26 protein-coding genes, 1 tRNA gene and 1 pseudogene are annotated in these 24,845 nt (G+C 63.9%); 9 read left to right on the forward strand and 19 right to left on the reverse strand.

Features of this window, described 5'->3' with window-relative positions; translation table 11 throughout:
- Positions 1-454 precede the first annotated feature (454 nt).
- Positions 455-1,432 carry a tRNA glutamyl-Q(34) synthetase GluQRS gene (gene gluQRS / locus DW195_RS06700; protein ID WP_118206275.1) on the forward strand — a complete coding sequence of 326 codons (978 nt, stop codon included), beginning with the start codon at positions 455-457 and terminating at the stop codon, positions 1,430-1,432.
- 17 nt (positions 1,433-1,449) lie between these two features.
- On the opposite strand, the gene DW195_RS06705 is transcribed toward gluQRS, so the two are convergent.
- Together DW195_RS06705 and DW195_RS06710 are read right to left on the reverse strand one after the other, a co-directional pair.
- Positions 1,450-2,175 carry a metallophosphoesterase gene (locus tag DW195_RS06705; RefSeq protein WP_118206254.1) on the reverse strand — a complete coding sequence of 242 codons (726 nt, stop codon included), beginning with the start codon at positions 2,173-2,175 and terminating at the stop codon, positions 1,450-1,452.
- An 85-nt stretch (positions 2,176-2,260) separates the two neighbouring features.
- A complete protein-coding gene (locus DW195_RS06710; protein ID WP_118206255.1) occupies positions 2,261-2,500 on the reverse strand; it encodes a hypothetical protein in 240 nt (79 codons plus the stop codon).
- A 353-nt stretch (positions 2,501-2,853) separates the two neighbouring features.
- Between DW195_RS06710 and DW195_RS06715 the strand changes: the two genes are divergently transcribed.
- From DW195_RS06715 to DW195_RS06725, 3 genes are read left to right on the forward strand one after another with little or no spacing between them, the layout of a single operon-like run.
- Positions 2,854-3,396, forward strand: coding sequence for a DUF4342 domain-containing protein (locus tag DW195_RS06715; protein WP_089573575.1), 543 nt, complete (start codon positions 2,854-2,856; stop codon positions 3,394-3,396).
- Positions 3,397-3,414: 18 nt separating this feature from the next.
- A complete protein-coding gene (locus DW195_RS06720) occupies positions 3,415-4,200 on the forward strand; it encodes a response regulator transcription factor (RefSeq protein WP_117785977.1) in 786 nt (261 codons plus the stop codon).
- Positions 4,184-5,479 (forward strand): cell wall metabolism sensor histidine kinase WalK, encoded by a 1,296-nt coding sequence (locus tag DW195_RS06725; RefSeq protein WP_117785978.1) that lies wholly within the window; start codon positions 4,184-4,186, stop codon positions 5,477-5,479. The genes DW195_RS06720 and DW195_RS06725 overlap by 17 nt, the downstream gene beginning before the upstream one ends.
- 75 nt (positions 5,480-5,554) lie before the next feature.
- Here DW195_RS06725 and DW195_RS06730 read toward each other — a convergent pair whose 3' ends face one another.
- Positions 5,555-5,929 carry a VOC family protein gene (locus DW195_RS06730; protein WP_117757630.1) on the reverse strand — a complete coding sequence of 125 codons (375 nt, stop codon included), beginning with the start codon at positions 5,927-5,929 and terminating at the stop codon, positions 5,555-5,557.
- Between the two features lie 11 nt (positions 5,930-5,940).
- Entirely contained in the window at positions 5,941-6,228 is a 288-nt protein-coding gene (locus DW195_RS06735) for a PTS sugar transporter subunit IIB (protein WP_117654890.1), read from the reverse strand.
- 163 nt (positions 6,229-6,391) lie between these two features.
- On the opposite strand from DW195_RS06735, the gene DW195_RS06740 reads away from it, so the two are divergent.
- Both DW195_RS06740 and DW195_RS06745 read left to right on the forward strand, forming a co-directional pair.
- Positions 6,392-7,015 carry a hypothetical protein gene (locus DW195_RS06740; protein WP_117785980.1) on the forward strand — a complete coding sequence of 208 codons (624 nt, stop codon included), beginning with the start codon at positions 6,392-6,394 and terminating at the stop codon, positions 7,013-7,015.
- Between the two features lie 31 nt (positions 7,016-7,046).
- Positions 7,047-7,131 (forward strand) — tRNA-Leu (locus DW195_RS06745).
- Positions 7,132-7,281: 150 nt separating this feature from the next.
- Here DW195_RS06745 and DW195_RS06750 read toward each other — a convergent pair.
- The 6 genes and pseudogenes from DW195_RS06750 to larC form a co-directional block, all read right to left on the reverse strand.
- On the reverse strand, positions 7,282-8,283 hold the full coding sequence (locus tag DW195_RS06750; RefSeq protein WP_118206256.1) for a hypothetical protein: 1,002 nt from the start codon (positions 8,281-8,283) through the stop codon (positions 7,282-7,284).
- 20 nt (positions 8,284-8,303) lie between these two features.
- Positions 8,304-9,065 (reverse strand): septum formation initiator family protein, encoded by a 762-nt coding sequence (locus tag DW195_RS10590; RefSeq protein WP_233509137.1) that lies wholly within the window; start codon positions 9,063-9,065, stop codon positions 8,304-8,306.
- 195 nt (positions 9,066-9,260) lie between these two features.
- A pseudogene (gene eno, locus DW195_RS06760) lies at positions 9,261-10,551 on the reverse strand (phosphopyruvate hydratase).
- Between the two features lie 189 nt (positions 10,552-10,740).
- Positions 10,741-11,601 (reverse strand): nucleoside triphosphate pyrophosphohydrolase, encoded by an 861-nt coding sequence (gene mazG / locus DW195_RS06765; RefSeq protein ID WP_118206257.1) that lies wholly within the window; start codon positions 11,599-11,601, stop codon positions 10,741-10,743.
- A 2-nt stretch (positions 11,602-11,603) separates the two neighbouring features.
- On the reverse strand, positions 11,604-12,152 hold the full coding sequence (gene yfcE, locus DW195_RS06770; protein ID WP_118206258.1) for a phosphodiesterase: 549 nt from the start codon (positions 12,150-12,152) through the stop codon (positions 11,604-11,606).
- Positions 12,153-12,225: 73 nt separating this feature from the next.
- Positions 12,226-12,711 carry a nickel insertion protein gene (gene larC / locus DW195_RS06775; RefSeq protein WP_118206259.1) on the reverse strand — a complete coding sequence of 162 codons (486 nt, stop codon included), beginning with the start codon at positions 12,709-12,711 and terminating at the stop codon, positions 12,226-12,228.
- A gap of 383 nt (positions 12,712-13,094) precedes the next feature.
- Here larC and DW195_RS06780 point away from each other — a divergent pair, with 383 nt between their 5' ends.
- From DW195_RS06780 to DW195_RS06790, 3 genes are all read left to right on the forward strand, one after another.
- Positions 13,095-16,661: an ATP-binding cassette domain-containing protein gene (locus tag DW195_RS06780; RefSeq protein ID WP_118206260.1), complete on the forward strand. Its 3,567-nt coding sequence runs from the start codon at positions 13,095-13,097 to the stop codon at positions 16,659-16,661.
- Complete coding sequence (locus tag DW195_RS06785) at positions 16,661-17,083, forward strand: nitrous oxide-stimulated promoter family protein (RefSeq protein ID WP_118206261.1); 423 nt, start codon at positions 16,661-16,663, stop codon at positions 17,081-17,083. Before DW195_RS06780 ends, DW195_RS06785 begins: the two co-directional genes overlap by 1 nt.
- 232 nt (positions 17,084-17,315) lie before the next feature.
- Complete coding sequence (locus DW195_RS06790) at positions 17,316-18,227, forward strand: PHP domain-containing protein (RefSeq protein ID WP_118206262.1); 912 nt, start codon at positions 17,316-17,318, stop codon at positions 18,225-18,227.
- A 27-nt stretch (positions 18,228-18,254) separates the two neighbouring features.
- Here DW195_RS06790 and hisE read toward each other — a convergent pair whose 3' ends face one another.
- The 9 genes from hisE to hisD form a co-directional block, all read right to left on the reverse strand.
- Positions 18,255-18,572, reverse strand: coding sequence for a phosphoribosyl-ATP diphosphatase (gene hisE, locus DW195_RS06795; RefSeq protein WP_117646209.1), 318 nt, complete (start codon positions 18,570-18,572; stop codon positions 18,255-18,257).
- Between the two features lie 15 nt (positions 18,573-18,587).
- A complete protein-coding gene (locus DW195_RS06800; RefSeq protein ID WP_089573590.1) occupies positions 18,588-18,815 on the reverse strand; it encodes a hypothetical protein in 228 nt (75 codons plus the stop codon).
- The gene (gene hisI, locus DW195_RS06805) at positions 18,812-19,153 is read right to left on the reverse strand and encodes a phosphoribosyl-AMP cyclohydrolase (protein WP_089573591.1); all 342 of its coding nucleotides are present in this window, start codon (positions 19,151-19,153) and stop codon (positions 18,812-18,814) included. The genes DW195_RS06800 and hisI overlap by 4 nt, the downstream gene beginning before the upstream one ends.
- A 147-nt stretch (positions 19,154-19,300) precedes the next feature.
- The gene (hisF, locus tag DW195_RS06810) at positions 19,301-20,083 is read right to left on the reverse strand and encodes an imidazole glycerol phosphate synthase subunit HisF (RefSeq protein ID WP_117799852.1); all 783 of its coding nucleotides are present in this window, start codon (positions 20,081-20,083) and stop codon (positions 19,301-19,303) included.
- 3 nt (positions 20,084-20,086) lie between these two features.
- Positions 20,087-20,830, reverse strand: a complete 744-nt coding sequence (locus tag DW195_RS06815) for a HisA/HisF-related TIM barrel protein (protein ID WP_117648476.1) — start codon at positions 20,828-20,830, stop codon at positions 20,087-20,089.
- A complete protein-coding gene (locus tag DW195_RS06820; RefSeq protein ID WP_233540833.1) occupies positions 20,827-21,528 on the reverse strand; it encodes an imidazole glycerol phosphate synthase subunit HisH in 702 nt (233 codons plus the stop codon). Before DW195_RS06820 ends, DW195_RS06815 begins: the two co-directional genes overlap by 4 nt.
- Positions 21,529-21,607: 79 nt before the next feature.
- Positions 21,608-22,195 (reverse strand): imidazoleglycerol-phosphate dehydratase HisB, encoded by a 588-nt coding sequence (hisB, locus tag DW195_RS06825; RefSeq protein ID WP_118206264.1) that lies wholly within the window; start codon positions 22,193-22,195, stop codon positions 21,608-21,610.
- Complete coding sequence (hisC, locus tag DW195_RS06830) at positions 22,196-23,311, reverse strand: histidinol-phosphate transaminase (protein WP_199576332.1); 1,116 nt, start codon at positions 23,309-23,311, stop codon at positions 22,196-22,198.
- 1 nt (position 23,312) lies between these two features.
- On the reverse strand, positions 23,313-24,749 hold the full coding sequence (hisD, locus tag DW195_RS06835) for a histidinol dehydrogenase (protein WP_118206266.1): 1,437 nt from the start codon (positions 24,747-24,749) through the stop codon (positions 23,313-23,315).
- Between the last annotated feature and the right edge of the window lie 96 nt (positions 24,750-24,845).

Here is a 24,845-nt window from a genome sequence, read left to right on the forward strand (position 1 = left end):
CACGCCCGCGACCGGCACCTGGGGACGTTCCTTATCTGCCGGCAATCTGGGACACTCCTTGGCATAGCCCGCTCCGGCATAGATACCACTTCATAGCTCCGTCACAGGTGTAGCGGCTTTGTGTGGGCGCGGCGTGAGCCGATTAAGCCGGCGAGCGAGGGGCATAAAGCAGTTGAGCGAAAACGGTTTGCCCCTTTGCCGTTCGCTTGAGGATCATGTCCCCCTTTTCCGCGGAAACCCCGGCAGTTGCGAAGAGCTGCCGGGGTTTCTGTCGTTTGAGGGGTTGAAGGGGCTGAGCTTGGGGCGGTAATCGAGGTGTTCAGTCGGTGCCCGCCGCGCACAACACGCAGCCTCGGCAACTCGCGAGCATCGACGACGCCCCCTCACCTCACCCCGCGCTATACTCGTCCGCATGGATATCAACGCATGCAACATAGCAACACCCGCCGTGGCCATGTCGACGGCGCCCAACAGCAAGCTCGCCCCCGCCCTCGCGCCGGTCGTGGGCCGCTTTGCCCCGTCGCCCTCGGGCCGCATGCACCTGGGCAACGTGTTCAGCTGCCTGTGCGCGTGGCTTTCGGCCCGCAGCCAGGGCGGCAGCATCGTGTTACGCATTGAGGACCTGGACGATCGCTGCAAGCGCCCCGAACTTGCCGCTCAATTGATTGACGACCTGGCCTGGCTGGGGCTGGAGTGGGACGAAGGCCCCTACTATCAGCACGACCGCCTAGACCTGTACGAGAGCGCCTTGCGCCGGCTGAAAGACGCCGGCCTCACCTATCCCTGCTTTTGCACACGCGCCGAGCTCCACGCCGCGAGTGCACCGCACGCGAGCGACGGCACGCCCATCTACCGTGGCGCCTGCCGAAGTCTTTCGGCCGAGGAGGTGGCCCGCCGCAGCGCCCTGCGCGCCCCGGCCACACGTCTGCGCGTGCCCACCGTCGACGACCTCGCAGACGACGTGATCGAATTTGTGGATCGCACGTACGGCGCCCAATGCGAGGCGCTCGCCACCGAGTGCGGCGACTTTTTGGTCCGCCGCAGCGACGGCGTATTTGCCTATCAGCTAGCCGTGGTGGTCGACGACGCCGCCATGGGCGTCACCGAGGTCGTGCGCGGATGCGACCTGCTGGGGTCCACGCCGCGCCAGATCCATCTGCAGCACCTGTTGGGACTGCCCACGCCGCACTACGCACATATTCCGCTGCTCATGGCACCGGACGGCCGCCGCCTTTCCAAACGAGACCGCGATCTGGACCTGGGCGAACTCCGCGCCCGCTTTGGCACGCCCGAAGCGCTGCTGGGCTGGCTCGCCGGGCAAACGGGCATCGCGCCGGACACCACGCCGCGCTCTGCCGAGCGGCTGGTCGAGCACTTTAGCTGGGACGTCATCCGCGCGCACCGAGAGAACATCACTGTAACGGCCGAGTAGCCAAATACACCCCACCCCTACGCAACATCCCAAGGCTGGAGTTCGTCGCCCAGGCGAACGATGCAGTCGTAGAGCACGGTATGGCGCTCGGCCGGGTTGGCATCACGATGAAAATGCCCGTAGTACCAGCGCTTGTAGTCCAAGCGATCTTCCAGCTCATCGAAAAACGCCGTAAGCCGATCAACGGCGGGGCAATTCCAGCCGGGCGCCGGATAAAGCGTGGGCGAAAGCATGCGCGTAGGGCAGGTGTGGGTGATCACGTAGTCGACCTTCCAGCCCACGCTGTCGAGCTTTGTCCGCGCCTCCTCAAAGTTGCGCTCGTCCGGCAACTCCTGCGGCCACCAGCTGGAATACGGAATGCGGTATTCCTTGTCCACGCTCGTGGCGCCGCCCATGGTAAAGACCGTTGAGCCGTCGAGTTCAAAAACCTCGCCGCGCGTCAGGCGCCGTATGGGCGAGGTGTCCGACAGGCGCTGTGTCAGTCCGCCGTGCCACAACTCCATGGGTCGCTCCGCCCAGTGGTCGAAACGTTCGTGGTTGCCGTCGACGAACAGCACGGTATAGGGGCGCGACTCCAGCCAAGCGATGTCGGCGCACTCCTCGGCAGAGAAATCCCACGGAAAGCCAAAGTCGCCGGCAATGATGAGATGGTCGTCGCTCGTCAGGCTTTCCCCAAGATCCCAATCGCGCAGCTTTTGCATGTCAGCGCCGCCATGGACGTCGCCCGTCACATAGACCGTCATCGGATCACCGCTTCCCTGTAAGTCGCTAGCCCACATTCTGCACGATCACTAAGTCAACCGTTCCAGCCCTTCCATCCTTTGGGACCTACCCCTCGCTCTTCCATCCAAACGGGTCAAACACCCAAAAGATCAGATCGAGCACGCCGCCGGTCATCATGGCGCCGGCAAGGGCCATGCAAACGTGCAGAGAGCTGGCACTTCGAAGCACGTCGAATGGCCCCCGAACAGCCAGCAGCGCGACCGCTGCGCCGGCTACGCACAGCGCAAGGCACGGTCCTGCGTCCTTAACGCACTTCTTTGCGAGATGCTTTGCGTTGTCGCCCATCGATATCGAACTCCTTAGAGGGTCGTTGTTCAGATGCATGCCGCCGTGGCAGAACGAAGCGGCAGAGTAAGTGTCACATGCCGTGCAGACATCAATGGAGAAACCGCCTGCTCGACCAACCCTTGACGCCGTTTTGTACCGGCACCCCATCTCCCGCTATCGAGGTCTAATACTTTTCCCACTGCCACCCAAAAACTCATCCAACATTAATCTTGGCTCAAGAATCGCTTAATCTATAACCTGCACTATAGAGTTCGACCAAGGGCGGGGCGGCGCAACGCAAACCGCCGAACGCAACGCTCGCGCCCGAGCAAATTGCCCGGCGTCGCGCCCATCGAACGAAAGGACAGGTCATGGACGACCTCGAAAAAGTTGAAACCATCCGCACCAAGTGCAACGTGAGTTACACCGATGCCAAGGCGGCGCTCGACGCTGCCGACGGCAACGTTTTGGATGCCATCATTTGGCTCGAGTCGCAGGGCAAGACCCAGACCACGTCGGCGCATGCCGCCACCGAGTCCGCGCCAGTCGATGAGCCCTCTGCCGAGATGGTCGCCGCGCAGGCAGCCTACGAAAAGTCGAGCGAAAAGACCGACTTCTCCAAGAAGATGGACAGCGTGTGGGAGTACCTCAAAAAGCTCTTCCGCCTGAGTCTGGACACCAAGTTTATCGCCACGCGCCGCGATGCGATCATCCTCAACATCCCCATCCTGATTCCCATCGTCGCGCTGTTTGCCTGGGGCGCTACGATTTGGCTGATGCTGATTGGCCTGTTCTTTGGCATGCGCTACCGCATCGACAGCGACGGCGACGTGCCCGGCAGCATCAACAACCTTATGGATAGCGCTGCTAACGCCGCGGATGACATCAAGCAAAATCTGAACGACGACAAGTAGTCGCAGACGGGGGCACGCATGGCACGGATTCTGATCGTAGAGGACGAGGAGAAAATCGCCCGCTTTGTGACGCTCGAGCTGGAGCACGAAGGCTACCAGGTGGAGCACGCCGCCGACGGTCGCACCGCCGTGAACCTGGCGCTGGAGCGCGACTACGATCTGATTCTGCTCGATGTGCTGTTGCCGCAGCTCAACGGTATGGAGGTCCTGCGGCGTGTCCGCAAGCACAAGGATGTGCCGGTGATTATGGTCACCGCGCGCGATGCCGTGATGGACAAGGTGGCCGGGCTCGATGCCGGCGCCGACGATTACCTGACCAAGCCATTTGCGATTGAGGAGCTGTTCGCACGGATCCGCGTGGCGCTGAAGCGCTCGGAGGCCGTGCGGGCGGCTTCGGGCATTGGAGGCGCCGGTACTGGGGCGGGCGCGGCAGGCGGCGCGGGCGCCGGTATCGCCACAATGCCCCCGGCAACCGACACGGCCCAGACCGCTGCCACGCCCTCCCACGCCGCGCTTACCGTTGACTCGGTTGCGCTCGACCCCGACCGCCGCGAAGTCACGGTCGGTGGCTCGCCCATCGCGCTCACGGCCCGCGAGTTCGACGTCCTCGCCCTGCTTATGACGCATGCCGAAACCGTGCTCACGCGCGAGCGCATCGCGCACGAGGCGCTGGGCTACGAATACGTGGGCGACACCAACAACGTCGACGTGCACATCGCGCACCTGCGCGCCAAGATCGAAGACGCCGGCGGTGCCCGCATCATCCAAACCGTGCGCGGGGTGGGCTATGTCTGCCGTGCGTAACGCCGAGGTCAAGCGCGTCACCTCCATCGCCCGCGCCATCAACTGGAGCTATATGTGGCGCCGCTTGATGAGCCACATCTGGCTCGATCTGTTACTGTTGGTTATTGCGGCGGCGATCCTCGTCTATGGATACAACCAGACGCTGCCCAACGGCGCGTTTACCGCAGGATGGATCCCCAGCGCCACCGTTCGCGGCATGTCGCTGACGCCCGCGCACGGCTGGGACCCCGCCACGCTCACCTATACCGTCGAGCTTGCGCGCACCACCAAGACCTTCCCCCTCGCGCAGGACCTCATCGCGCTGTGGCCCCTCTATCTTGTCGTTGCAGGTGGGCAGGTCATCAGCGTGCTCAACATGCTCGGCGGCGCCCGCCGCGTGCGCCGCACCATGGCGCCGCTCAACGATCTGGCCCTGCGCGTGGACGAACTCGGCCGCATGCAGCTCTCCGGCGGCAAGATGGAAACACTGGAGCAGGCCATCGAGCGCGCAAGCGTCGACTCGCCGAGCGTCACTACCGGCGACGCCGACCTGGCAAGCATCGAGGTTGCACTCAACCGCCTACTGCGCCAGATGCAAGAGGCCAAGCTGCAGCAGATGCGCTTTGTCAACGATGCGAGCCACGAGCTGCGCACGCCCATCGCGGTGATTCAGGGCTACGTGAACATGCTCGACCGCTGGGGCAAAGACGACCCGGACGTGCTGGCAGAGTCCATTGCCTCGCTCAAGGCCGAAAGCGAGCATATGCAGGAGCTCGTGGAGCAGCTGCTGTTTTTGGCGCGCGGCGATGCCGGGCGCACGGTCCTGCGGCGTGCGAATACTAACCTGGCCGCACTGGTCGGCGAGGTATGCGAGGAATCGCAGATGATCGATGCCGCGCACACATATCGACTGGCGTACGATGCCGCACTTACCAGCGACCCGCGCTGCGACGCGCCCGTTGACGTGGCGCTCGTGAAGCAGGCTCTGCGCGTGATCGTGCAGAACGCCGCCAAGTATTCGGACGCGGGCACATCCATCTCGTTTGGCGTGACGCCGGATGCGGGCGCGGGCACGATCGACATAAGTGTTGAGGACGAGGGCATCGGCATGAACCAGGAATCCGCAGCCCACGCGTTTGAACGGTTCTACCGCGCCGACAACGCACGCGATGCCGGCGCGCAGGGCTCGGGTCTGGGGCTTGCCATTGCCAAGTGGATCGTCGACAGCCATGGCGGTGTCATTGGCGTGACCTCAGTCGAGGGCGTCGGCAGCCGCTTTACGATTCGCCTGCCGCGCTAGGAAGCCCCTCGGCATAAATAAAGGGATAGGGCCACACGGCCCTATCCCTTTTTGCTAGCTATGGCAGCTTGTGCGCTACTCGCGGCACAGGTGCACGGCGAAACCGGCAAACTCGCGCTTAAAGTACACGAGCTTGGTGCCGCCGTCGGGCAGCAGCACGCGCGACTCCTCGTTGACCTCGAGCCCGCGCTCGGCAAACCACTTCTCGGCCGCATCGATGTCGTTGACAGCAAAGCCAATGTGGCCCTTGGCGCCACGACCGTTCTGCTTCATGATCTCGACCAGCGAATCGTTAAAGTACGAAACCGGGGTCTCGATAACGGGCAGGCCCATCATCGTCGAGAACAGCTCCGCGATCTCCAGGGCATCTGCCGGGTCGGTGGCGTTAATGCCCACATGGGCAACGCGCATGCCAAAGAGCTCGACCGGATTGGCGTTCTGCTCACTCATACAGTCAGCGCCTACTGAGCCATGACGTCGAGGACGGCCTTCTCGGCAGCGACGCGGTTCATGCCCGTCATGAAGGGCACGCCGCTCACGTACGGGCAGGTGAGGCCCTCGGGGGCAACGGTGGTGGCGATCAGCAGGTCGGCGCCCTCGTCGCAGTAGTCCTTGGCCTCGGAGATGGCACACTGCACGATCTCATACTTGCCGGCATAACCATTGGCGTCGAGCATGGTGGCGACCTTCTGGGCAACAAGCGTGGAAGTAGCAGCGCCAGCACCGCAAGCCAAAACGATCTTCTTCATAGGTAATGTCTCCCTTCATGGTTTACTTTAGGTAAGTGTACCGCAGCGAGCGATGGCACTCAGCCTCGATGAGCTTTTATGCCAGTTTGCTTGCGCGCTGCGTATAATACATCTAGTACGTGTTGTCATACCGCTCGCTTTATGAGCGACTAAGGATCCCAATATGCCCGATTCCCGCACACTCTGGACCGCCGTCGTTATCATCTGCATCGCCGTGTCGGTGTTCTTTAGCGTCAAAAAACGCACAACGTTCAAGCGCCTGCAGCAGCTTATGGCTGCCAAGCAGTGGGACGAGTTCGATCGTTTGCTCGACGGCAGACTCACCAGCATGCTGTACCCGCGCTACAACCGCGACTATCTGCGCCTGAACTCCTATCTGCTGCGCGAGGACCACAAGCGCGCCGATGAGATGTTCGATTTGCTGCTGGGGCTCAATCTGCCCAAGATGCAGCGCGTCGACCTGGTGATCAAAGCCTTTAACTACTACGTTGGCCAGGAGGACCGCAAAAAGTCCAAGGAGCTTCTGCACGAGATCAAGGGCTTTGAGGGCGGTCAGGCCGAGGCGGTCGCACACGAATGCCAGCTGATGTACGACACGATGATCCTCAAGCGCCACAACGACATTCCCGAGCTGGAGCGCATGCTCGAGGATGTTGGCGACGACCCGGTCAAGCGCTGCCGACTGGAGTACCTGCTGGCCCTGCAGTACCAGAACAAGGGCGACGAAGCCAAGTTCCAGGAGTTCCTGGAGAAGTCGGGCCAACACTCGATGGCCGTCAACGCGTAACGGACGGCTTGTGCTAGACTTCTAGTCTCACGGGGGCGTGGCGGAATTGGCATACGCAGGAGACTTAAAATCTCTCGCCGCAAGGATTGTGGGTTCGAGTCCCACCGCCCCTACCATGTATTGGTTACGGGCCCGTGTCCCCTGGGGATGCGGGCCCGTTTCTTTTGGATGCCGATACAGATGGTGAGTTGCGGTGGAATAGGGACTGTTTGGGGCCCGAAAGGGCGATTTTAGTCCGTATTTCACCGCAACTTATGAGGGGATGGTTAAAGGGCGTTGAGGCTGGGGGTCCAGCCGATGGTGGGGGTTGTGCCGTCGAGGGTCTCGTTGATGGTGGCGGCCATGCCGGCGAGTAGGCTGTTCTCGCTTACGGTGAGCGTCTTGTAGCCGCCGGCACGCATGAGCTCGCGGATCACCACGGCGCCGGCCAGAATCACGCCCGCGCGTTTGGGCTGTACACCCGGTAGCGTGGCGATGCCTTCCGCGTCCAACACAGACATGCGCTCGATAGCGGCCGAGACCTGCTCCAGCGACAGCTCGCATAGGTGCACAAAGCTCGAATCGTACGGTTCCAGCTCGTGAACCAGTGCCACGAGCGTGGTGACGGTGCCGCCCACGGCGACCAGGCGCTCTGCATGCTCAAAGTCGCTGGGCAGGCCCTCAAAATAGGCGGCGAACTGCTCGCCCGACCACGCAGCGGCGGCTGAAAGCTCGCCATCCGCGGGTGGCAGCGCCGAGAAAAACCGCTCCGTCACGCGACGGCAACCGATGTCCAGCGAGCGCGTTCCCTCCAGCGCAAAGACGCTGCACTCCGGAGCGTATACGCCCGTCGCGAGCTCCGTGGAGCCGCCGCCCGAATCCGCGACGATGATGCGCTCGCCGGCAAAGTCGTGCGCCACGCCAAAAAATGTCAGGCGCGCCTCGACCTCGCCCGGAATCACCTGTGGTTTGAGCCCCAACTCGCGCAGGCCGTCCAGCAGCAGCGCGGCATTGGACGCATCGCGCGCGGCACTCGTGCACGTGGTGCAGACGCACACGGCCCCAAAGGCACGGGCCTCGTCCACAAACATGCGGCACGCAGCGAGCACACGCTCGACAGCCGCCTTGCAAAAGCGCCCCGTCGTGTCCACGCCCTCGCCCAGGTCGGTAATCTCGGTATGCTTGGACGATTCCACAATCGCTCCGCCCTCGACCTGGGCCAACACCAGTCGCGACGACACCGTTCCCAGGTCGATCGCGGCTACCTTATAGCGTTTGCAATTTGTCATTGCGGGCTCCCCTCCGGGCGCTATTTGCCGTTGGACACGACCGTCTGACCCTCGACGCCGTTAAACCCAAACAGCATGTCGAGCGCCTGGATGTACCACGGCGCGTCCTTGCCGACTTCTTCGATTTCCTTGGCTACTTCGCTGGCCTTCTTGGCGTTTGAGGACTTTTTGCTCGACGACGAGTCCGAATCGTCGTCCAAACCTAGCACGTCAATCTTCTTCTCGCCGGGCATCACCAGGCCCAGGTCCTCGGACGCCGCGTCCTTGATACCCTCCTCCGAGAGCAGCTTGTCGACGCTTTTTTGCAGCTCATCATTGTATTGCTGGCGAATCTCGACCTGCTTGGCCAAGATATCGCTCGAACGCTTTGCCACGTACAGATCGCGCACGGGGAAATACAGGCTCACGAGCACCAGCGCCACCACGATACCGATAAACAGCGGACGCAGAGGGCCATGCGTAAAGTCATAGATCGCCTTGACAACCGCGTTGTCGTTGGCGTAATGCATAAAGTCCGAGCCCGAAAGACGGTTCGAGGGCCTACTCGATTTGTCGTGTGCTTGAGTCGAGGGACGCGACGCATGCGACGAACGTGCCGGGCGCACCGGTCCATCTGCCAAGGTATTTGATTGAGCATTGGGGCGCGAGGTACTTGCCGGGCGCTGCGTGGAGCGGTCGGCGCCGGCATAAGCGGACCCACCGAGCTGCACCGTGCGCGCACGGCGAGGCGACGGCTCGCGCGAACCGGCGGAATAGTACCTGTTGTCGTAAATCTGATCCATGTGCGCCTTGTGCGGTTGAGGTTTGTTTGCGCTAAGTCCTTTAGTTATAGCACGAGCGCCTGCACCGCCTTCGCCAGCCTTTGCTCGACATAAAAAAGGCGCTGAGCCGTATGGCCCAGCGCCCATGGCGCTTTGCAGCATCCAGTCAAGGCGGGACGGAACCGAGTCAGCCTCCCCCTCGCCAAATTCGCCCGTTTAGCGAATGTTGTAGAACGCGGTCTTACCGGCGTAGCGCGCGCTGCCCTCGAGCTCGTCCTCGATGCGGATGAGCTGATTGTACTTGGCGATACGGTCGCTGCGGCACGGGGCGCCCGACTTGATCTGGCCGGCATTGACGCCCACGACCAGGTCGGCGATCGTGGAATCCTCGGTCTCGCCGGAGCGGTGACTCACGATGCAGGCGTAACCGGCCTCCTTGGCGGTCTCGATGGCCTCGAGCGACTCGGTGAGCGTGCCGATCTGATTGACCTTGACCAGGATCGCGTTGGCGGCACCCAGCTCGATGCCCTTCTTGAGGCGCTCGGTGTTGGTGACGAACAGGTCGTCGCCCACCAGCTGCACCTTGTTGCCAATGCGGCGGGTAAGCTCAACCCAACCGTCCCAGTCCTCCTCGGCCATGCCGTCCTCGATGGAGATGATGGGATAGGTGTCGACGAGTTTCTCCCAGTAATCGACCATCTGGGCACTCGTGTACTCAACACCCTCGCCCTTGAGCTCGTACATGCCGGTCTCGGCGTTGTAAAACTCGGTCGAGGCCGGGTCCATGGCGTACATGAAGTCGACGCCGGGCTTAAAGCCAGCCTTCTCGACGGCCTTGGTAATGTACTCGAACGGCTCAGCATTGGTCTTGAGGTTGGGCGCAAAGCCGCCCTCGTCGCCCACGCCGCCGCCCAGGCCGGCCTCGTGCAGCACGCCCTTGAGGGTGTGGTAGACCTCGGCGCACCAACGCAGGCCCTCGGCAAAGCTCGGGGCGCCCACCGGCATGATCATGAACTCCTGGAAGTCGACGTTATTGTCGGCATGCACGCCGCCGTTGAGAATGTTCATCATAGGTGTGGGCAGCAGGTGGGCGTTGACGCCACCCAGATACTGGTACAGCGAAAGACCCGCCGACTCGGCAGCGGCGCGGGCAACGGCCAGCGACACACCCAGAATGGCGTTGGCACCGAGATTGGTCTTGTTGGGGGGTACCGTCCGCGGCAATCAGCGCGGCATCGACGGCGCGCTGGTCGAAGGCGTCGAGGCCCACGACGGCGTTAGCGCACTCGTTATTGACGTGCTCGACGGCCTGCGAAACGCCCTTGCCCAGGTAGCGACCCTTGTCGCCATCGCGCAGCTCGCAGGCCTCAAAGGCACCGGTCGAAGCGCCCGAAGGCACCATTGCGCGGCCAAAGCTACCGTCCTCGAGCACGACCTCGACCTCGACAGTGGGATTGCCGCGGCTGTCGAGCACCTCGCGACCGTAGACGTCCAAAATATCGCTCATGTTGTCTCCCTCTCACTTGGAAACATAGTGGATGCAAGCGACCGGCTGACCGTGCACCGTCGGTGCGCCTCCGTAAGTTAGCCATGTCGCACTTTTTGCATTATGCCCTAAGTTAACCGAGGGATACACTTGATTTTCGAAAAATTTAGCGGGAACGATGAGGCGTGTCAGCCCGTCATTCCCGCAGTCTTACTCCTCCGCCTTTGCGGCATCCCACAGGTCGTTAAGGCCGTGGGTCGAAAGCTCGGCAAGATCCACGTGGGCGTCAGCCGCCATCTGCTCCATCGCAGCCCAGCGGCGGCGGAACTTGGCCGTGCTCGCGCGCAGGGCACTCTCGGCGTCAATCCCCTCTTTGCGCGCAACGTTGACCAGGGCAAAGAGCAGGTCGCCAAACTCCATCTCGCGCTCGGGCGAGCCGGGCTCCTCGGCCTCAAACTCGGCACGCTCCTCGGCGACCTCGTCCCACACATCCTGGACCGTCTCCCACTCAAAGCCCACGGCCGCCGCCTTGCGCGACACCTTCTGAGCTTGCATCAGCGCCGGCAGGTGCGTGGGCACGCCGTCGAGCAGGCCTTCGGGCGCAGCCTCGTCCGCCGCCACAGCCTTGTCCTTGGCAGCCTTCTCGGCAAGCTTGACCTCGTCCCAAATCTTGAGCACCTCGTCGGAGCTGTCGGCATCCGCATCGCCAAAGACGTGCGGATGGCGACGGATGAGCTTGGCGTCGATATCGTGCGCCACGTCGGCCAGCGTAAACTCTCCGGCGTCCGCCGCGATCTGCGCATGCAGTACGACCTGCATGAGCACGTCGCCCAGCTCCTCGCGCAGATGCGTGGCATCGTCGGCCTCGATGCAGTCGAGCGCCTCATAGGCCTCCTCGATCATATTTTTGCCAATGCTGCGGTGCGTCTGCTCGCGGTCCCACGGGCAGCCGTCGGGCTGACGCAGGCGCCAAATGGTCTGCACCAGATGCTGCAGCTCGGCCGACGCGTCGACCAGCGTGGACAGGTCGCGCGAGCCCTCGGCATTTTGCTGAGCCATGTGCTGCGCCATGGTTATTCCTCCTCCAGGATCACGTGACGGAACGCGCCGCCCTCGTAGATGCCGTAGCTGTGTGTACCGTCCTTGGGAATGCTCACGCTGCCGGGGTTGAAGAGCCACAGGCCCGGGTGCGCCTCGCTTGCCTCGTTAACCTTGATATGCGTGTGGCCGTAGACGAGCGCGGAGCCTTCGGGCAGCGCGGGCACGTGGTCGACGCTGTTGTGCATACCGGCGCCAAAAACGTGGCCGTGTGTCAAGAACAGCTCGCGGCCGGCCTCGTCGAACAACGTGGCGTAGTTGGCCATGACGGGAAAGTCGAGCACCATCTGGTCGACCTCGGCGTCGCAGTTGCCGCGCACCGCGATGATGCGGTCGGCCAGGGCGTTGAGCAGCGGAATCACGCGCTTGGGGGCGTAGTCGCGCGGCAGGTCGTTACGCGGGCCGTGGTAGAGCAGGTCGCCCAGCAGCACGATGCGGTCGGGCTGCTCGGATTCGATGGCAGCGCAGAGGCGCTCGGCCCAGTATGCCGAGCCATGGATGTCGGAGGCGATGAGGTATTTCATGGGGAGTCCTTTCGAAGCGGAGTTGATGGGGGCTGAATACGGGGTCCGGCGGATGTGGAGCCCATCTACCGTGTTACTCAAATCGCAGCGCCGCGCTCTGAGCCGCCTGCATCACGCGTTGGAGCGGCGCGCCATGCTCGCGGGCAAGGCGGGCGCAATCCTCGTATTCGGGAGCCGCGCGCTCGCTGCCGTCGGGCAGGGTGGCTACTTTGACGGCCACCTCGCCCCAAGGCGTCGCTACCTGCTCAAAACGACGCGGCAGGCAGACGCGTTCCATCACCTGGCGACGAACGGCGTTGGTCGTGGTTTCCAAAAAGATAATCGTCTGCAGGCGTTCGATATCCTCATGCGAGCAAATCACCTGCAACTGCCATCCGGGGCGGCCCTTTTTGCAGTAGAGGGGCAGCCAGTGCACCTCGCGGGCGCCGGCCTCGCGCAGGCGGTCGGCGGCGTAGGCGAGCACCTCGGGCGACGCGTCATCGATGTCGCACTCCAGCTTGACGATAGTTTCGGGCGCATCGGTCTCGCGGGACAGCGGAGATGTACTTCCACGTTGCATACGGTCCGGATCCTTTCCGCACGGGCTCGTTTTATTCACCCAAACGCTAGCACATCGGACGTGGCACAGGCGTGACTTTCGTCCGTCGCCGCCCTCACCCCTATCCAAACGTGTACGTCAGCCTCCAAACATGTCATTTTTTGTCGGTTTTGGAGGCTGACGTACACGTTTTGGAGCGAGGCCGCACACGATCAGAATTGCGCCCGCACTCCGTCCACCACAAAGTTCGCCGCACTCAACAATTTTGGACTTTCTACGCAGTTCATCGACCAAAAATTACCCTCGGCATACTTACCCGCTGCACGATGTTACTCTAGTTGCATTTGGCTAACTAAGCGGCTGCCGAGGACCCCGCCCGGCACCGTTACGGCATAGGAGGTTTCATGTTCGAGAAGCGGCTCTTCTCCCTGGTTCCGCAGGCAACGCCCTACATTATGGCAAGCGTCCTGTTTAAGTGGATCGCGCTCATGGCAAACATCACGGTGATGTGGGTGCTTGCGCGCATCTTGGGCGGCATCGTCACGGACGGCCTTTCCGCCGCGCTCGCCGTCGATGCCCTCGCACAGGCGGCCCTGCCGCTCGCCGCCGCCATCATCGTGCGCGCCGCCTCCATCTACCTGGCCCAACGCGCCGGCGACAAGGCCGCGTTCGAGGCCGTCCGCCGCGTGCGCTCGTTCGTCTACGACAAGCTCACCGCACTCGGCCCCTCCTACACCGAGACCGTCCCCACCGCCGAGGCCGTCCAGACCAGCGTCGAGGGCGCCACGCAACTCCAGGTGTACTTTGGCGGCTACCTGCCGCAGCTCTTCTTTGCCGGCTTGACACCCATCACGCTGTTTGTACTGCTCGTGGGCCAGGCGGGTCTTCCCGCCGCGCTGCTGCTCGCCTGCGTTCCGATCATCCCCGTCTCCATTATGATGGTCATGCGCAACGCCAAAAAGATCGGTGCCGAGTACTGGGGCAGCTATGTCGATCTTGGCGGCATGTTCCTGGAGGCCGTGCAGGGTCTCACCACCCTTAAGGTCTACCAGGCCGATCGAAGCTGGCACGAGCGCATCAACGCCGAGTCCAAGCGTTTCCGCACAGCGACCATGCACCTGCTGGTGATGCAGCTGCGCTCCATTTGCGTTATGGACCTGGTCGTCTATATGGGCGCCGCGCTCGGCATTATCGTGGCCGCACTGCAGCTCGCCACGGGCAAGATCGGCTTTGAGGCTACCTTCCTCATCGTCTTTCTGTCACAGGAGTTCTTTTTGCCTATGCGCCGCCTGGGATCGCTGTTCCACACGGCCATGAACGGCATGGCCGCCTCGCGCCGCATGTTTGGCATTTTGGATACGCCCGAGCCCGAGCGCGGCGATGTTGAGCTTGATGGTCGCGGCGATATCGAGCTCGCAGGCGTGAGCTATGCCTACGGCGACCGCACCGTGCTGGACAGCGCCAGCGCGACCATTGCGCACGGCTCGCTCGTGGCACTCGTGGGCGAAAGCGGCGGCGGCAAGTCCACGCTCGCGGGGATTATCGCGGGCCGCAAGGACGCCTACCGCGGCAGCGTGCGCATTGGCGGCGTCGAGCTGCGCGATGTCACGGCCGCCTCACTCATGCGCGCCGTCACGCTGGTGCCCACCAACGGCTACCTGTTTGCCGGCACCCTGCGCGACAACCTGCTGCTCGCCCAGCCCAACGCCACCGACACCGAGCTTTTGCGCGCGCTCGACCGCACGCGCGTGGCGGCCTTTGTGCGGGCCAACGGCGGGCTCGACATGGTGATTAACGAGGGTGGCACCAACCTTTCGGGCGGCCAGCGCCAGCGCGTGTGCATGGCCCGCGCCCTGCTGCACGACTCGCCGATCTATGTGTTTGACGAGGCTACGAGCAACGTCGATGCCGCAAGCGAGGCCGCGATCGGCGAGGTCATCGCGTCGCTTGCCGGCGGGCACACTGTAATTGTGGTGGCACACCGCCTGTCGACGATCGTGGACGCCGATCAGATCCTGGTGCTGGAACGCGGCCGCATTGCCGAGCACGGGACTCACGGCGAGCTCTTGGCCGCCGCGGGCGCCTATGCGCGCATGTGGAACAGCCAGGAGCAGCTCTCGGCATATGCGTATGCAGAGGGTGATGCTGAGGATGCCGGCGCGGTTGAGGCTGTTGACGGCAGCGCCGCCTGTGCCGATGGCCTCAACGGTACTAGTTCGTCTTCCGCTGCCGCGGCGCCTGACTCCGGCCGCGCCCGTCGCTCGGCGCCGTCCATCATGTGGCGCATGATGGGGCTCGTCCGACCGCTTGCCGGCTGGCTTGTGCTAGCCGTCGCGCTGGGCAGCATCGGCATGCTCACCGCCGCGTTCGTGCCGGCCTTTGGCGCCCTTGGCCTTATGGCCGCGCTGGGCCGCAACGCCTTGGGGCTTGGTCTTATCGCAGCATGCGCGGCCTGCGCCGCCTGCGGCATCGCGCGCGGGCCGCTCCACTACGGCGAGCAGCTCTGCAACCATTACATCGCATTCCGTCTGCTCGCACACATTCGCGACCTGGTGTTTGGCGCCCTGCGCCAGCTCGCCCCCGCCAAGCTCGAGGGCCGCGGCAAGGGCGAACTCGTGAGCCTGGTCACCTCGGATATCGAGCTGCTCGAGGTCTTCTACGCGCACACCATCTCGCCCATTGCTATAGCTCTGGTCTGCACCGTTGTGTTTGAGGGCTTTTTGCTGGCTGTGAGCCCCGAGCTCGCGGGCATCGCGCTCGTGGCCTACGCGGTCCTGGGCGTGCTGCTGCCCCTGACCTCGGCCAAGGCATGCGGCACCACCGGCCGCCAGAGCCGCGAGGGCGCCGGTAAGCTGGGCGCCTTTGTACTCGACAGTCTGCGCGGCGCGGGCGAGACCATCCAGTTTGCCGGTGGCACCGATCGCAGCCGTGCCCTGGGCAAGCTGACCGAGCAAGTCGGCGCCGTGGACGCGCGCCTCAAGCGCCGCCAGGCGGTCAGCGAGGCCGCAGCCGATGCGCTTATTCTTGTGGCTAATCTGGTGATGCTCGGGCGTGCGCTGCAGCTGGTGGCTGCGGGAACGATTGACTTTGCCGCAGCGTTTGTCGCCGTCTTTACCTTTGTGTCGTCGTTTGGCTCGGTGATGGCCGTGAGCCGCCTGGGCGCCTCACTGCAGGAGACGCTCGCCTCGGGCGCACGCGTGCTCGATTTGCTCGACGAGCAGCCCCAGTGCGCCGAGGTCGCCGATGGACAGAACGTTGAGTTTGCCGGCGCCGCAGCCGAGCATGTGAGCTTTAGCTATGCGGGCGGCGTGGACGCGGGCGGTGCGGGCGCCACAGAGCAGGCCGCGAACGACACCGCTGCGAGTCTCATCCTCGACGACGTGACCTGCACCTTTGCGCCCGGCACCATGACCTGCATCATGGGGCGCTCGGGCTCGGGCAAGTCGACGCTGCTTAAGCTGCTCATGCGTTTTTGGGACCCCGCAGCTGGCACCATCACGGTGAGCGGCATCGATGCCCGCCACATCAACACGGCGAGCCTGCGCAGCCACGAGGCCTATATGACCCAGGACACACATCTGTTCTGCGGCACCGTACGCGAGAATCTGCTGGTTGCGCACGCCAGCGCCACCGATGCCGAGCTGCTCGACGCTTGCCGCTCCGCTTCGCTTACCGCCCTCATCGACCGCCTGCCGCAGGGTCTCGACACGCCCGTTGCCGAGCTGGGCGACTCGCTTTCGGGCGGCGAGCGCCAGCGCATCGGCCTTGCGCGCATCTTCCTCAACGGCGCACCCTTCATCTTGCTCGACGAGCCCACCAGCGCACTCGACGCTCTCAACGAGGCAGCCGTAATGCAGGCCGTTGACGAGCTCAAGCGCCGCGGCAAGACCATTGTGCTCGTAAGCCACCGTGCCAGCACCTGCGCGTTTGCCGATTGCTCGCTTTCGGTCGAGCACGGGAGGCTGAGCTAATGGCGCGCCCGGTCGACACGCCGGAGCTGGCGCGCAAACGTGCACGCGAGGCCCAGATGGTGTCGCAGATGATTGCACTGTGGTGCCGCGGGCATCATCGCGGCGGCCACGAGGGTAAGCAGGCTCCCAACGGCGAAAAGCCCACTCGCGTCAAACTCGGGCTCCGAACCGTTACGCTCTGCCCCGAATGCGCCGAGCTGCAGAAATACGCCATCGCGCGCATTGAGCACTGCCCGCACATGGGCACCAAGACATTTTGCTCGGCCTGTCCTTCGCATTGTTACCGGCCTGCCATGCGCGAGAAGATCCGCGAGGTCATGCGCTGGTCGGGACCGCGTATGATCCGCTATCGTCCCGTCACCGCCGTGCGGCACGCGATTATAACCGTGCAGTCCAAACGAGCGGCGACACGAAGCAAGTAGTCGCCGGCGCCGGCACGCGCTGCCCCGCCCCTCGCCCTCGTCTCAAACGTGTACGTCAGCCTCCAAACATGTCATTTTTTGCAGCTTTTGGAGGCTGACGTACACATTTTAGAGCGAGGCCGCACCGCGCGCCGCGCAGCCTTTCCAATCGATTTCGACCCCCGGCGTGCGCGGCGTGTTGAGAGCTGCACCATTACAATGGAGCGGATTCACCAAATGCAAAGGAGTCGCCATGCCCGCCTGCCCGCTGGTCGATTGCCACACCCATACTTCGTTTTCGGACGGCCATGCCTCGTTCGAGGACAACGTCCGTGCCGCTGCTGCCGCCGGCTGCCGCGTCATGGTCTCGACCGACCACCTTACCCTGCCCGCCAGTATGGATGCTAACTGCGAGGTGCAGGTCGTCGAGGGCGACTTGCCGGCACATCGTTTGGCCTTTGAGGACGCCCGCAAACTCGCCGCGCAGATTGCGCCGGAGCTCACCTTTATCTACGGTTTTGAATGCGATTGGTACGAGGGCTGCGAGCCCTTGGTAGAGCACTGGTCCCAGGGCGCCGTCGTACGTCTGGGCAGCGTGCACTGGATTGGCAACCCGGACGATATTGCGGCAGGCGCCGCGGGCACGGCAGGGACAGAGGACGTCGCGCGCCCCGATACACCCGATTCCCTTTGCGGTTGGATCGACGACGATACCAACTTGCATGTTTGGGAAAACTTAGGCGTGCGCGGCGTGTGGGAGTGCTACGTCGACGACTGGTGCCGTGCTTGCGAAAGCTCACTCAACTTTGACGCGATGGCCCATCCCGACCTGGTCATGCGCTTTTCGAAGGACGGCTTTGCACCCGACTTTGACCCCGCGCCGTTTTGGGAGCAGATGGCCGAATGCGCCCACGATACGGGTCGCCGCGTTGAGGTCTCGACCGCCGCACCGCGCAAGGGGCTCGACGATTACTACCCCGCGACCGGGCTGTTGCGCCGCTTCGCCCATGCCGAGGTGCCCATCACCTTTGGCTCGGACGCGCACCGCGCCTGCGACATCTGCTGGAACATCCGCGAGGCCCAGGCCCACGCCTACGACTGCGGCTACCGGGCCTTCGATATCCCCCACCCCACCGGCGAATGGGAATCCACGCCCCTCGCCTAACTAGTCGTTTAAGAACGTCCCCAATGACTAGTGGCGGCGGGCGTTGAGTTCGCCGGCCAGTTCGTCGAGGGTGATGCCGTAGCGCTCGAGCGTCACGAGCAGGTGGTAGATCAGGTCGCCGGCCTCGTAGCGGATGTGATCGTGGTCGTTATCCTTGCAGGCCATGATCACCTCGCTCGCCTCCTCGGCAAGCTTCTTGAGAAGCTCGTCCTCGACGTCGGTCAGCAGACGCGCGGTATAGCTCTCCTGCGGCGATGCGTCGCGACGACTGTGAATCACCTCGGCCAGTCCCGTCAGCGTCTCACCGATGTTTCCCGGCTGCACGTTAGCTGTTCTGACTCCCATGGTTATTTCCTCTCGTTACTGCAGCGTAAAGTAGGTACCGGCCTCATCGAACCGAGGCTTTGCGCCCTTTTTCTCAAAGAACTCGACGATGACGGCATGGGCCTCATCGAGCCTTTCCTTCTCGGCCTCGAGCCAAAGCGACTGCGCCCCGCAGGCATCAGTCAGGTGCACGCGGCATGGCACGCCCGCGCGGAGGAGCTCGGTGTTGCATTCGGCGACCTCGAACGGCGTCACGACTTTCATCGCACTCCCCCTTCCACGCGCTTAAAGAAGCAGGTACGGTTGCCGGTATGGCAGGCCGGGCCCGGTGAGTCCACCTTGACCAGCAGCGTATCGCTATCGCAGTCGGCCCAGAGCTCCTTGACCTCCTGCATGTTGCCACTCGTCGCGCCCTTGTTCCAGAGCTCCTGACGGCTGCGACTCCAAAACCACGTGGTCCCGGTCTTGAGCGTCAGCCCCACCGATTCCTCGTTCATCCAAGCAACCATAAGCACCTCACCGGTGTCATGCTGCTGAACCACGCAAGGAATCAGCCCGCGGGCGTCGTATTTAAGCTCGGTAGCATTTATTACCTCAGTCATCATTTCTCCCAAGTAACAAACGAAATCCCACAGGTCGGCGAGGGTTGTCCAGGTGCCGCAGGTTGCCGCGAAAGAGGAGCGACGCGTACTTTGGTACGCGAGCGACGGTTTGAGCGGCAAGATGCGGTGCCTGGGCAAGCCGTAGCACTAGAAGTCCAGCCTCACAGGGATGCCTTGGCTGGCCATATACTCCTTCACCTGGCGAATGCTGAAAGTTCCAAAGTGAAAGACGCTGGCCGCCAGCACGGCATCGGCCTCGCCCTCGATCACGCCCTCGGCAAAATGCTCGAGCGTGCCCACGCCGCCGCTTGCGATCACCGGGATCGGCACCGCGCGCGCCACGGCGCGGGTGAGTGCCAGGTCGAAGCCAGCCTTGGTGCCGTCGCGATCCATGCTGGTGAGCAAGATCTCACCGGCGCCGCGACGAGCCGCTTCCTCGGCCCACGCCACCGCATCGATACCCGTGGCGTTGCGACCGCCCGCCGTGAAGACCTCCCACTTGTCGGCATCCGGCTGACCGGGCAGGCCCACGCGCTTGGCATCAATCGCCACGACCACGGCCTGGCTGCCAAACGCCGCGGCGGCCTGGCTGATCAACGACGGATCGCGCACGGCGGCAGAGTTAAGCGACACCTTGTCGGCACCGGCGGCAACCATGGTTCGCATGCCCGCCAAGTCGCGGAAACCGCCGCCCACGGTATAGGGAATAGCGAGCTCCTCGGCCGCGTGCGCCGCCATCTCGATGGTCGTCGCGCGGTTGTCGCTCGTCGCGGTAATGTCCAGGAAGACGACCTCGTCTGCACCCTCGCGGTCGTAGGCGCGCGCCAGCTCCACCGGGTCGCCAGCATCGCGCAGGCTCACAAAGTTGACGCCCTTGACCACGCGGCCGTCCTTAACATCCAGACAGGGAATCACGCGTTTGGCAAGCATGGGCTACTCCTTCCCTCGGGCGGCGGCCAACGCCTGGGCCAGCGTAAAGTTGCCCTCGTAGAGCGCACGACCGGTAATGGCACCCTCGATGGCATCCTCGCCCACCGCGGCCAGTGCGCGGATATCGTCGAGCGTCGAGATGCCGCCCGAAGCCACGACGGGAAAGCCCGCGACCTCGGCCACATGGCGATACGCCGCCACGTCGATGCCCGTCTGCATGCCATCGCGCGCGATGTCGGTATACACCAGATGCTTAAAGCCCAGCTCGGTGAGCTGCGCCACGGCGTCGTCGAGCGCCACACCCGCGCCGTCGCGCCAACCATTCACCTTGACCTGGCCGTCACGGGCGGCAATGTCTGCCACCAGTAACTCGCCAAAGCCTTGCGCCGCCACCTCGGCAAATCCCGGCTCGGTCACGAGCACCGTGCCTAGCGCGATGCGACGCGCGCCGTAGCCGGCCAGCTCGTCGATGCGCGCGAGCGAACGAACGCCGCCGCCCACGTCCGCGGACAGACCGTCGACGCCGCAGATGGCCTTAATCGCTGCCAAGTTGGCAGCGCACGCGTCTTCGTCCTCGCCAAAGGCAGCGGACAGGTCGACGACGTGCACCCAGCTCGCGCCCTGCTCGGCAAAGGAGCGGGCAACGGCCACGGGGTCGTCAGAATACACCTTACAGCGGCTCCGGTCGCCGCGCTCCAGGCGCACGACCTTGCCGCCGATCAAATCGATTGCGGGAAACAGAATCATCGGCCGGCCCCCTCGACGATGCTCACGAAGTTCTTAAGGATGCGCTGACCCAGCGCAGAGGATTTCTCGGGATGGAACTGGCAGCCCCACACGTTGCCGTGGCGCACGATGCACGGGAAGCTCCGTGTATAGTGCGTGCGCGCCAACACATCGGCGGCATCGACGTCGTCGGCCACCGCGTAGCTGTGAGTGAAATACATGTTGGCGCCCTCGGCAAAACCGGCAAGCAACGGATCGGCCGCACCGGCGGGCGTCATGCGCGCCTGGTCCCAGCCCACGTGCGGGACCTTCAGACGGCTCGACTCCAGGTGCGTGCACGAGCCACGCATGATGCCCAGGCCATCGACCCAGGGACCACCGGCCTGCTCGGAGGCATCGTCGTCCGCGTCCGCGTCCTCGTTCGCAGGCACGCCCTCGTTGCCGCGCTCAAAAAACAGCTGAAGGCCCAGGCAGATGCCGAGCAGCGGAGTTCCGGCGGCAACGGCATCGAGCACGGCCACCTCCTCGCCGCTCTGACGCATAAAGGCGATCGCGTCATAGAACGCACCCACGCCCGGGATGACCAGGCCGTCGGCGTTGCGGATCTGCTCCGGATCGTCCGACGTGCAGGCGGCAGCACCGGCGCGCGCAAGCCCGCGCACGACGCTCGACAAGTTGCCCTTGTGGTAGTCGACCACCACGATCTTCGGTTCGCCCACGCGACCCCTCCACTTCTCATCATCCAAAACCACCACAAAGAGGACAGGCATCTTCGTGGTGGTTTTACCCTTGTGACGGTTACAGCGAGCCCTTGGTGCTGGGGATACCCTGCACGCGGGGATCGAGCTCGCAGGCGTGGCGCATCGTGCGGCCCACGGCCTTAAAGGCGGCCTCGATAATGTGATGCGAGTTACCGCCCGCCAGTTCGCGAACGTGCAGCGTGAGCTTGGCATCGCGCGCGAAGGCGTAGAAGAACTCGACGGCCAGCTCGGTATCAAAGCTGCCCACGCGCTCGGTGGGCACGGGCAGCTCGCAGTAGGCCTGCCCGCGGCCCGAAATATCAACGGCGGCCATCACGAGCGTCTCGTCCATGGCAATCGCCGCGTCGGCAAAGCGCGTAATGCCCGCCTTGTCGCCCAGCGCCTGGCAAAACGCCTCGCCCAGCACGATACCCGTGTCCTCGACGGTGTGGTGCGCATCGACCTCCACGTCGCCCACCGCGTGCACCGTCAGATCGAACAGACCATGGCGGCCAAAAGCGTTGAGCATGTGGTCGAAAAACGGCGCGCCGGTCGAGATATCGCACACGCCGCTTCCGTCCAGGTCGAGCTTTACGACAATGTCGGTCTCGCCCGTCTTGCGGGTCACCTCGGCATAGCGGTCCATCTACATCTCCTCCTTCACCAGCGCGGCAAACGCGGCCAGCACCTTGTCGTTTTCCTGCGGGGTGCCCACGGTAATGCGTAGGCAGTCCGCGAGCCCCGGCGCGTAGCTAAAGTCGCGCACCAAAATCGAATGCTCGTCGCGCAGACGCTCGCGCACGCGCGTGGCATGCGGCGTGCGCACGAGCACAAAGTTCGCTGCGCTCGGCCATGCCTCCACGGGCATGCCCTCGGCAGCCATTGCACGCAGGGCGTACAACTCGCGCTCGCGCTCGGATGCGACCTGTGCCACCACAGGCGCATACGCATCGCGGGCACGCACGCAGGCAAGCGCGGCGGCCTGGCTCAGCACGTTAACCGAGTAGATTTGGCGAATCGCCGCAAACACATCGATGACCTCGGGCGCCGCGATCACATAGCCCAGACGCGTGCCGGCGGCGCCAAACGCCTTGGACAGCGTATGCAGAATCACCAGGTTGGGATGCTCGGCGATAAGCCCCTGCGCCGTGGTAGCCGCGCCAAACGAATCGTCCGCAAACTCAACGTAGGCCTCGTCGACCATGACCATGCCGGGGCACGCATCGCACAGGGCCGCGACAAAGTCGAGCGGCGCCACGTCACCCGTGGGATTATTGGGCGAGGTCACGATCGCCAGATTGCACTCGGGAGCCGCTGCGAGCACAGCCGCTTGGTCGAGCTCAAAGGTCGCCGGGTCGCGCCACACATCGCGCACCTCGGTCTGACAAAGCGACGCAAAGAACGCGTACTCGCTAAAGCACGGCGGGCAGTTGAGCAGGGTCCGCCCCGCGCCGCCAAACGCCAGCAAGTAGTTATAGAGCAGCTCATCGCCGCCGTTTCCCGCGCAAATATTCTCACGCGCCACGCCATGCCAGGCAGCGAGCTCATCGCGCAGGTCGTTGGACATGGGATCGGGATAGCGGTTGAGCGGCGTGGCAGCCAAGGCCGCATCAACCGCCTCGCGCACGCCAGCAGGTACGGGATAGGTGTTCTCGTTGGCCGAAAGATTGATGCGCGTGGGCGTAAAGTTGGGATCGTAGGGCTCGATACCGGCCAAGTAGGGCTGGACGAGCTCCTTCATGCGCGGCGTGAGTTCGGCCATGTTAGGCCTCCCCGCCGGTCGCGCCAGCGCCATCCGAGCCTGCAGCCGCCAGATCCACACCCTCGGCGACCGTCGCCACAGCGTCGCCCGGCCAGGCGACCTTGGTCAGGTCGGCCGCAGCCAGCGACTCGGCACTCACGGCATCCTCGCCCTGCTCTAACACGCGACGACGCAGGGCGGCAGAGAGCGCGTGCGCCCACAGGCCCTCGGCCTCGGCCAGGCGCTGCGTAGCGGGAGCGTCGGAGAGCAGACCCTCGGGCGTATAGCAAATGACGCTCGAGCGCTTAACGAACTCTTCGACCGAAAGCGGGTTGGAGAACATGGCCGTGCCGCCGGTCGGCAGCGTGTGGTTGGGGCCGGCAACATAATCGCCAAGCGGCTCGGAGCTCCAAGCGCCCACAAAGATGGCGCCGGCGTTGCGAATGCCGCCAAGCAGGCCCATCGCATCCTTGCAGTGCAGCTCCAGGTGCTCGGGCGCCACGGTGTTCACGGCCTCGACGGCGGCAGCCATATCGGCGGCCACCACGATGGTGCCTTCGTTGTCGAGCGAAGCGCGCGTGATCTCGGCACGCGGCGACTGCGCCACCAGGATGTCGATGCCAGCCTCGACCTCGCGCGCAAACTGCTCGTCGCAAGTCACCAGATAGCAGGCTGCCAGCGGATCGTGCTCGGCCTGGGCCATCAGGTCTGCCGCGACCACCATAGGCTTGGCCGTGGCATCGGCCAGCACGCAGACCTCGGAGGGGCCAGCGACCATGTCGATTCCCACGTCGCCCGAGACAATCTGCTTGGCCGCGGCGACAAAGGCGTTGCCCGGACCGGTGATTTTATCGACACGCGGAATGGTCTCGGTACCGTACGCCAGCGCGGCCACGGCCTGAGCGCCGCCCACCATATAGATTTCGTCCACGCCGCCGAGCTTTGCCGCGGCAAGCGTGTAAGGGCTGATCAGGCCGTCTTTTTGCGGCGGGGTCACCATGACCACGCGCTTGACGCCGGCCACCTTGGCGGGAATGGCATTCATGAGCACCGTGGAGGGATACTGCGCGCGGCCGCCCGGCACATAGATGCCGGCCGCCGCGAGCGGGGTCACCTTAACGCCGAGCATCGTGCCGTCCGGGCGTGTGGTAAACCAGCTCTGCTCGACCTCGCGCTGGTGGAACTCGCGAATCTGACGCGCGGCCTTCTCGAGCGCGGCGACAAAAGCCGGGTCGAGGCCCTCGAGCGCGGCATCGATCTGATCCTGCGGCAGACGGAAACTCTCCAGCTCAACACCGTCAAAACGCTGGCAGTAATCGCGCACCGCAGCATCGCCGTTGGCGCGCACGTTGGCCACGATATCGCGGGCGGCGTCGACGATGTTTTGCGGCAGCACGCCCTTGCGGTTGAGCTGGTTGGTAACGAGGCGCTCACCGGGAACAAGCTTGATGGTCTTCATATCGGTATCCCCTATCGGTCGAGGTTGTGTTCGAAAAACGAGAGGCCGGACGGCGGCGCCAGTCGGCCCGCAGCCCGGACGTTGGGGCGCCCGTGC

The organism is Collinsella sp. AM17-1, assembly GCF_003470665.1.
Lineage (GTDB): Bacteria > Actinomycetota > Coriobacteriia > Coriobacteriales > Coriobacteriaceae > Collinsella.

Bases quoted from the DNA above. Each gene is read 5' to 3' on its own strand.
- gluQRS (WP_118206275.1), top strand. From the start codon at position 455: ATGTCGACGGCGCCCAACAGCAAGCTCGCCCCCGCCCTCGCGCCGGTC.
- DW195_RS06705 (WP_118206254.1), bottom strand. From the start codon at position 2,175: ATGACGGTCTATGTGACGGGCGACGTCCATGGCGGCGCTGACATGCAA.
- DW195_RS06710 (WP_118206255.1), bottom strand. From the start codon at position 2,500: ATGGGCGACAACGCAAAGCATCTCGCAAAGAAGTGCGTTAAGGACGCA.
- DW195_RS06715 (WP_089573575.1), top strand. From the start codon at position 2,854: ATGGACGACCTCGAAAAAGTTGAAACCATCCGCACCAAGTGCAACGTG.
- DW195_RS06720 (WP_117785977.1), top strand. From the start codon at position 3,415: ATGGCACGGATTCTGATCGTAGAGGACGAGGAGAAAATCGCCCGCTTT.
- DW195_RS06725 (WP_117785978.1), top strand. From the start codon at position 4,184: ATGTCTGCCGTGCGTAACGCCGAGGTCAAGCGCGTCACCTCCATCGCC.
- DW195_RS06730 (WP_117757630.1), bottom strand. From the start codon at position 5,929: ATGAGTGAGCAGAACGCCAATCCGGTCGAGCTCTTTGGCATGCGCGTT.
- DW195_RS06735 (WP_117654890.1), bottom strand. From the start codon at position 6,228: ATGAAGAAGATCGTTTTGGCTTGCGGTGCTGGCGCTGCTACTTCCACG.
- DW195_RS06740 (WP_117785980.1), top strand. From the start codon at position 6,392: ATGCCCGATTCCCGCACACTCTGGACCGCCGTCGTTATCATCTGCATC.
- DW195_RS06750 (WP_118206256.1), bottom strand. From the start codon at position 8,283: ATGACAAATTGCAAACGCTATAAGGTAGCCGCGATCGACCTGGGAACG.
- DW195_RS10590 (WP_233509137.1), bottom strand. From the start codon at position 9,065: ATGGATCAGATTTACGACAACAGGTACTATTCCGCCGGTTCGCGCGAG.
- mazG (WP_118206257.1), bottom strand. From the start codon at position 11,601: ATGGCGCAGCACATGGCTCAGCAAAATGCCGAGGGCTCGCGCGACCTG.
- yfcE (WP_118206258.1), bottom strand. From the start codon at position 12,152: ATGAAATACCTCATCGCCTCCGACATCCATGGCTCGGCATACTGGGCC.
- larC (WP_118206259.1), bottom strand. From the start codon at position 12,711: ATGCAACGTGGAAGTACATCTCCGCTGTCCCGCGAGACCGATGCGCCC.
- DW195_RS06780 (WP_118206260.1), top strand. From the start codon at position 13,095: ATGTTCGAGAAGCGGCTCTTCTCCCTGGTTCCGCAGGCAACGCCCTAC.
- DW195_RS06785 (WP_118206261.1), top strand. From the start codon at position 16,661: ATGGCGCGCCCGGTCGACACGCCGGAGCTGGCGCGCAAACGTGCACGC.
- DW195_RS06790 (WP_118206262.1), top strand. From the start codon at position 17,316: ATGCCCGCCTGCCCGCTGGTCGATTGCCACACCCATACTTCGTTTTCG.
- hisE (WP_117646209.1), bottom strand. From the start codon at position 18,572: ATGGGAGTCAGAACAGCTAACGTGCAGCCGGGAAACATCGGTGAGACG.
- DW195_RS06800 (WP_089573590.1), bottom strand. From the start codon at position 18,815: ATGAAAGTCGTGACGCCGTTCGAGGTCGCCGAATGCAACACCGAGCTC.
- hisI (WP_089573591.1), bottom strand. From the start codon at position 19,153: ATGACTGAGGTAATAAATGCTACCGAGCTTAAATACGACGCCCGCGGG.
- hisF (WP_117799852.1), bottom strand. From the start codon at position 20,083: ATGCTTGCCAAACGCGTGATTCCCTGTCTGGATGTTAAGGACGGCCGC.
- DW195_RS06815 (WP_117648476.1), bottom strand. From the start codon at position 20,830: ATGATTCTGTTTCCCGCAATCGATTTGATCGGCGGCAAGGTCGTGCGC.
- hisB (WP_118206264.1), bottom strand. From the start codon at position 22,195: ATGGACCGCTATGCCGAGGTGACCCGCAAGACGGGCGAGACCGACATT.
- hisC (WP_199576332.1), bottom strand. From the start codon at position 23,311: ATGGCCGAACTCACGCCGCGCATGAAGGAGCTCGTCCAGCCCTACTTG.
- hisD (WP_118206266.1), bottom strand. From the start codon at position 24,749: ATGAAGACCATCAAGCTTGTTCCCGGTGAGCGCCTCGTTACCAACCAG.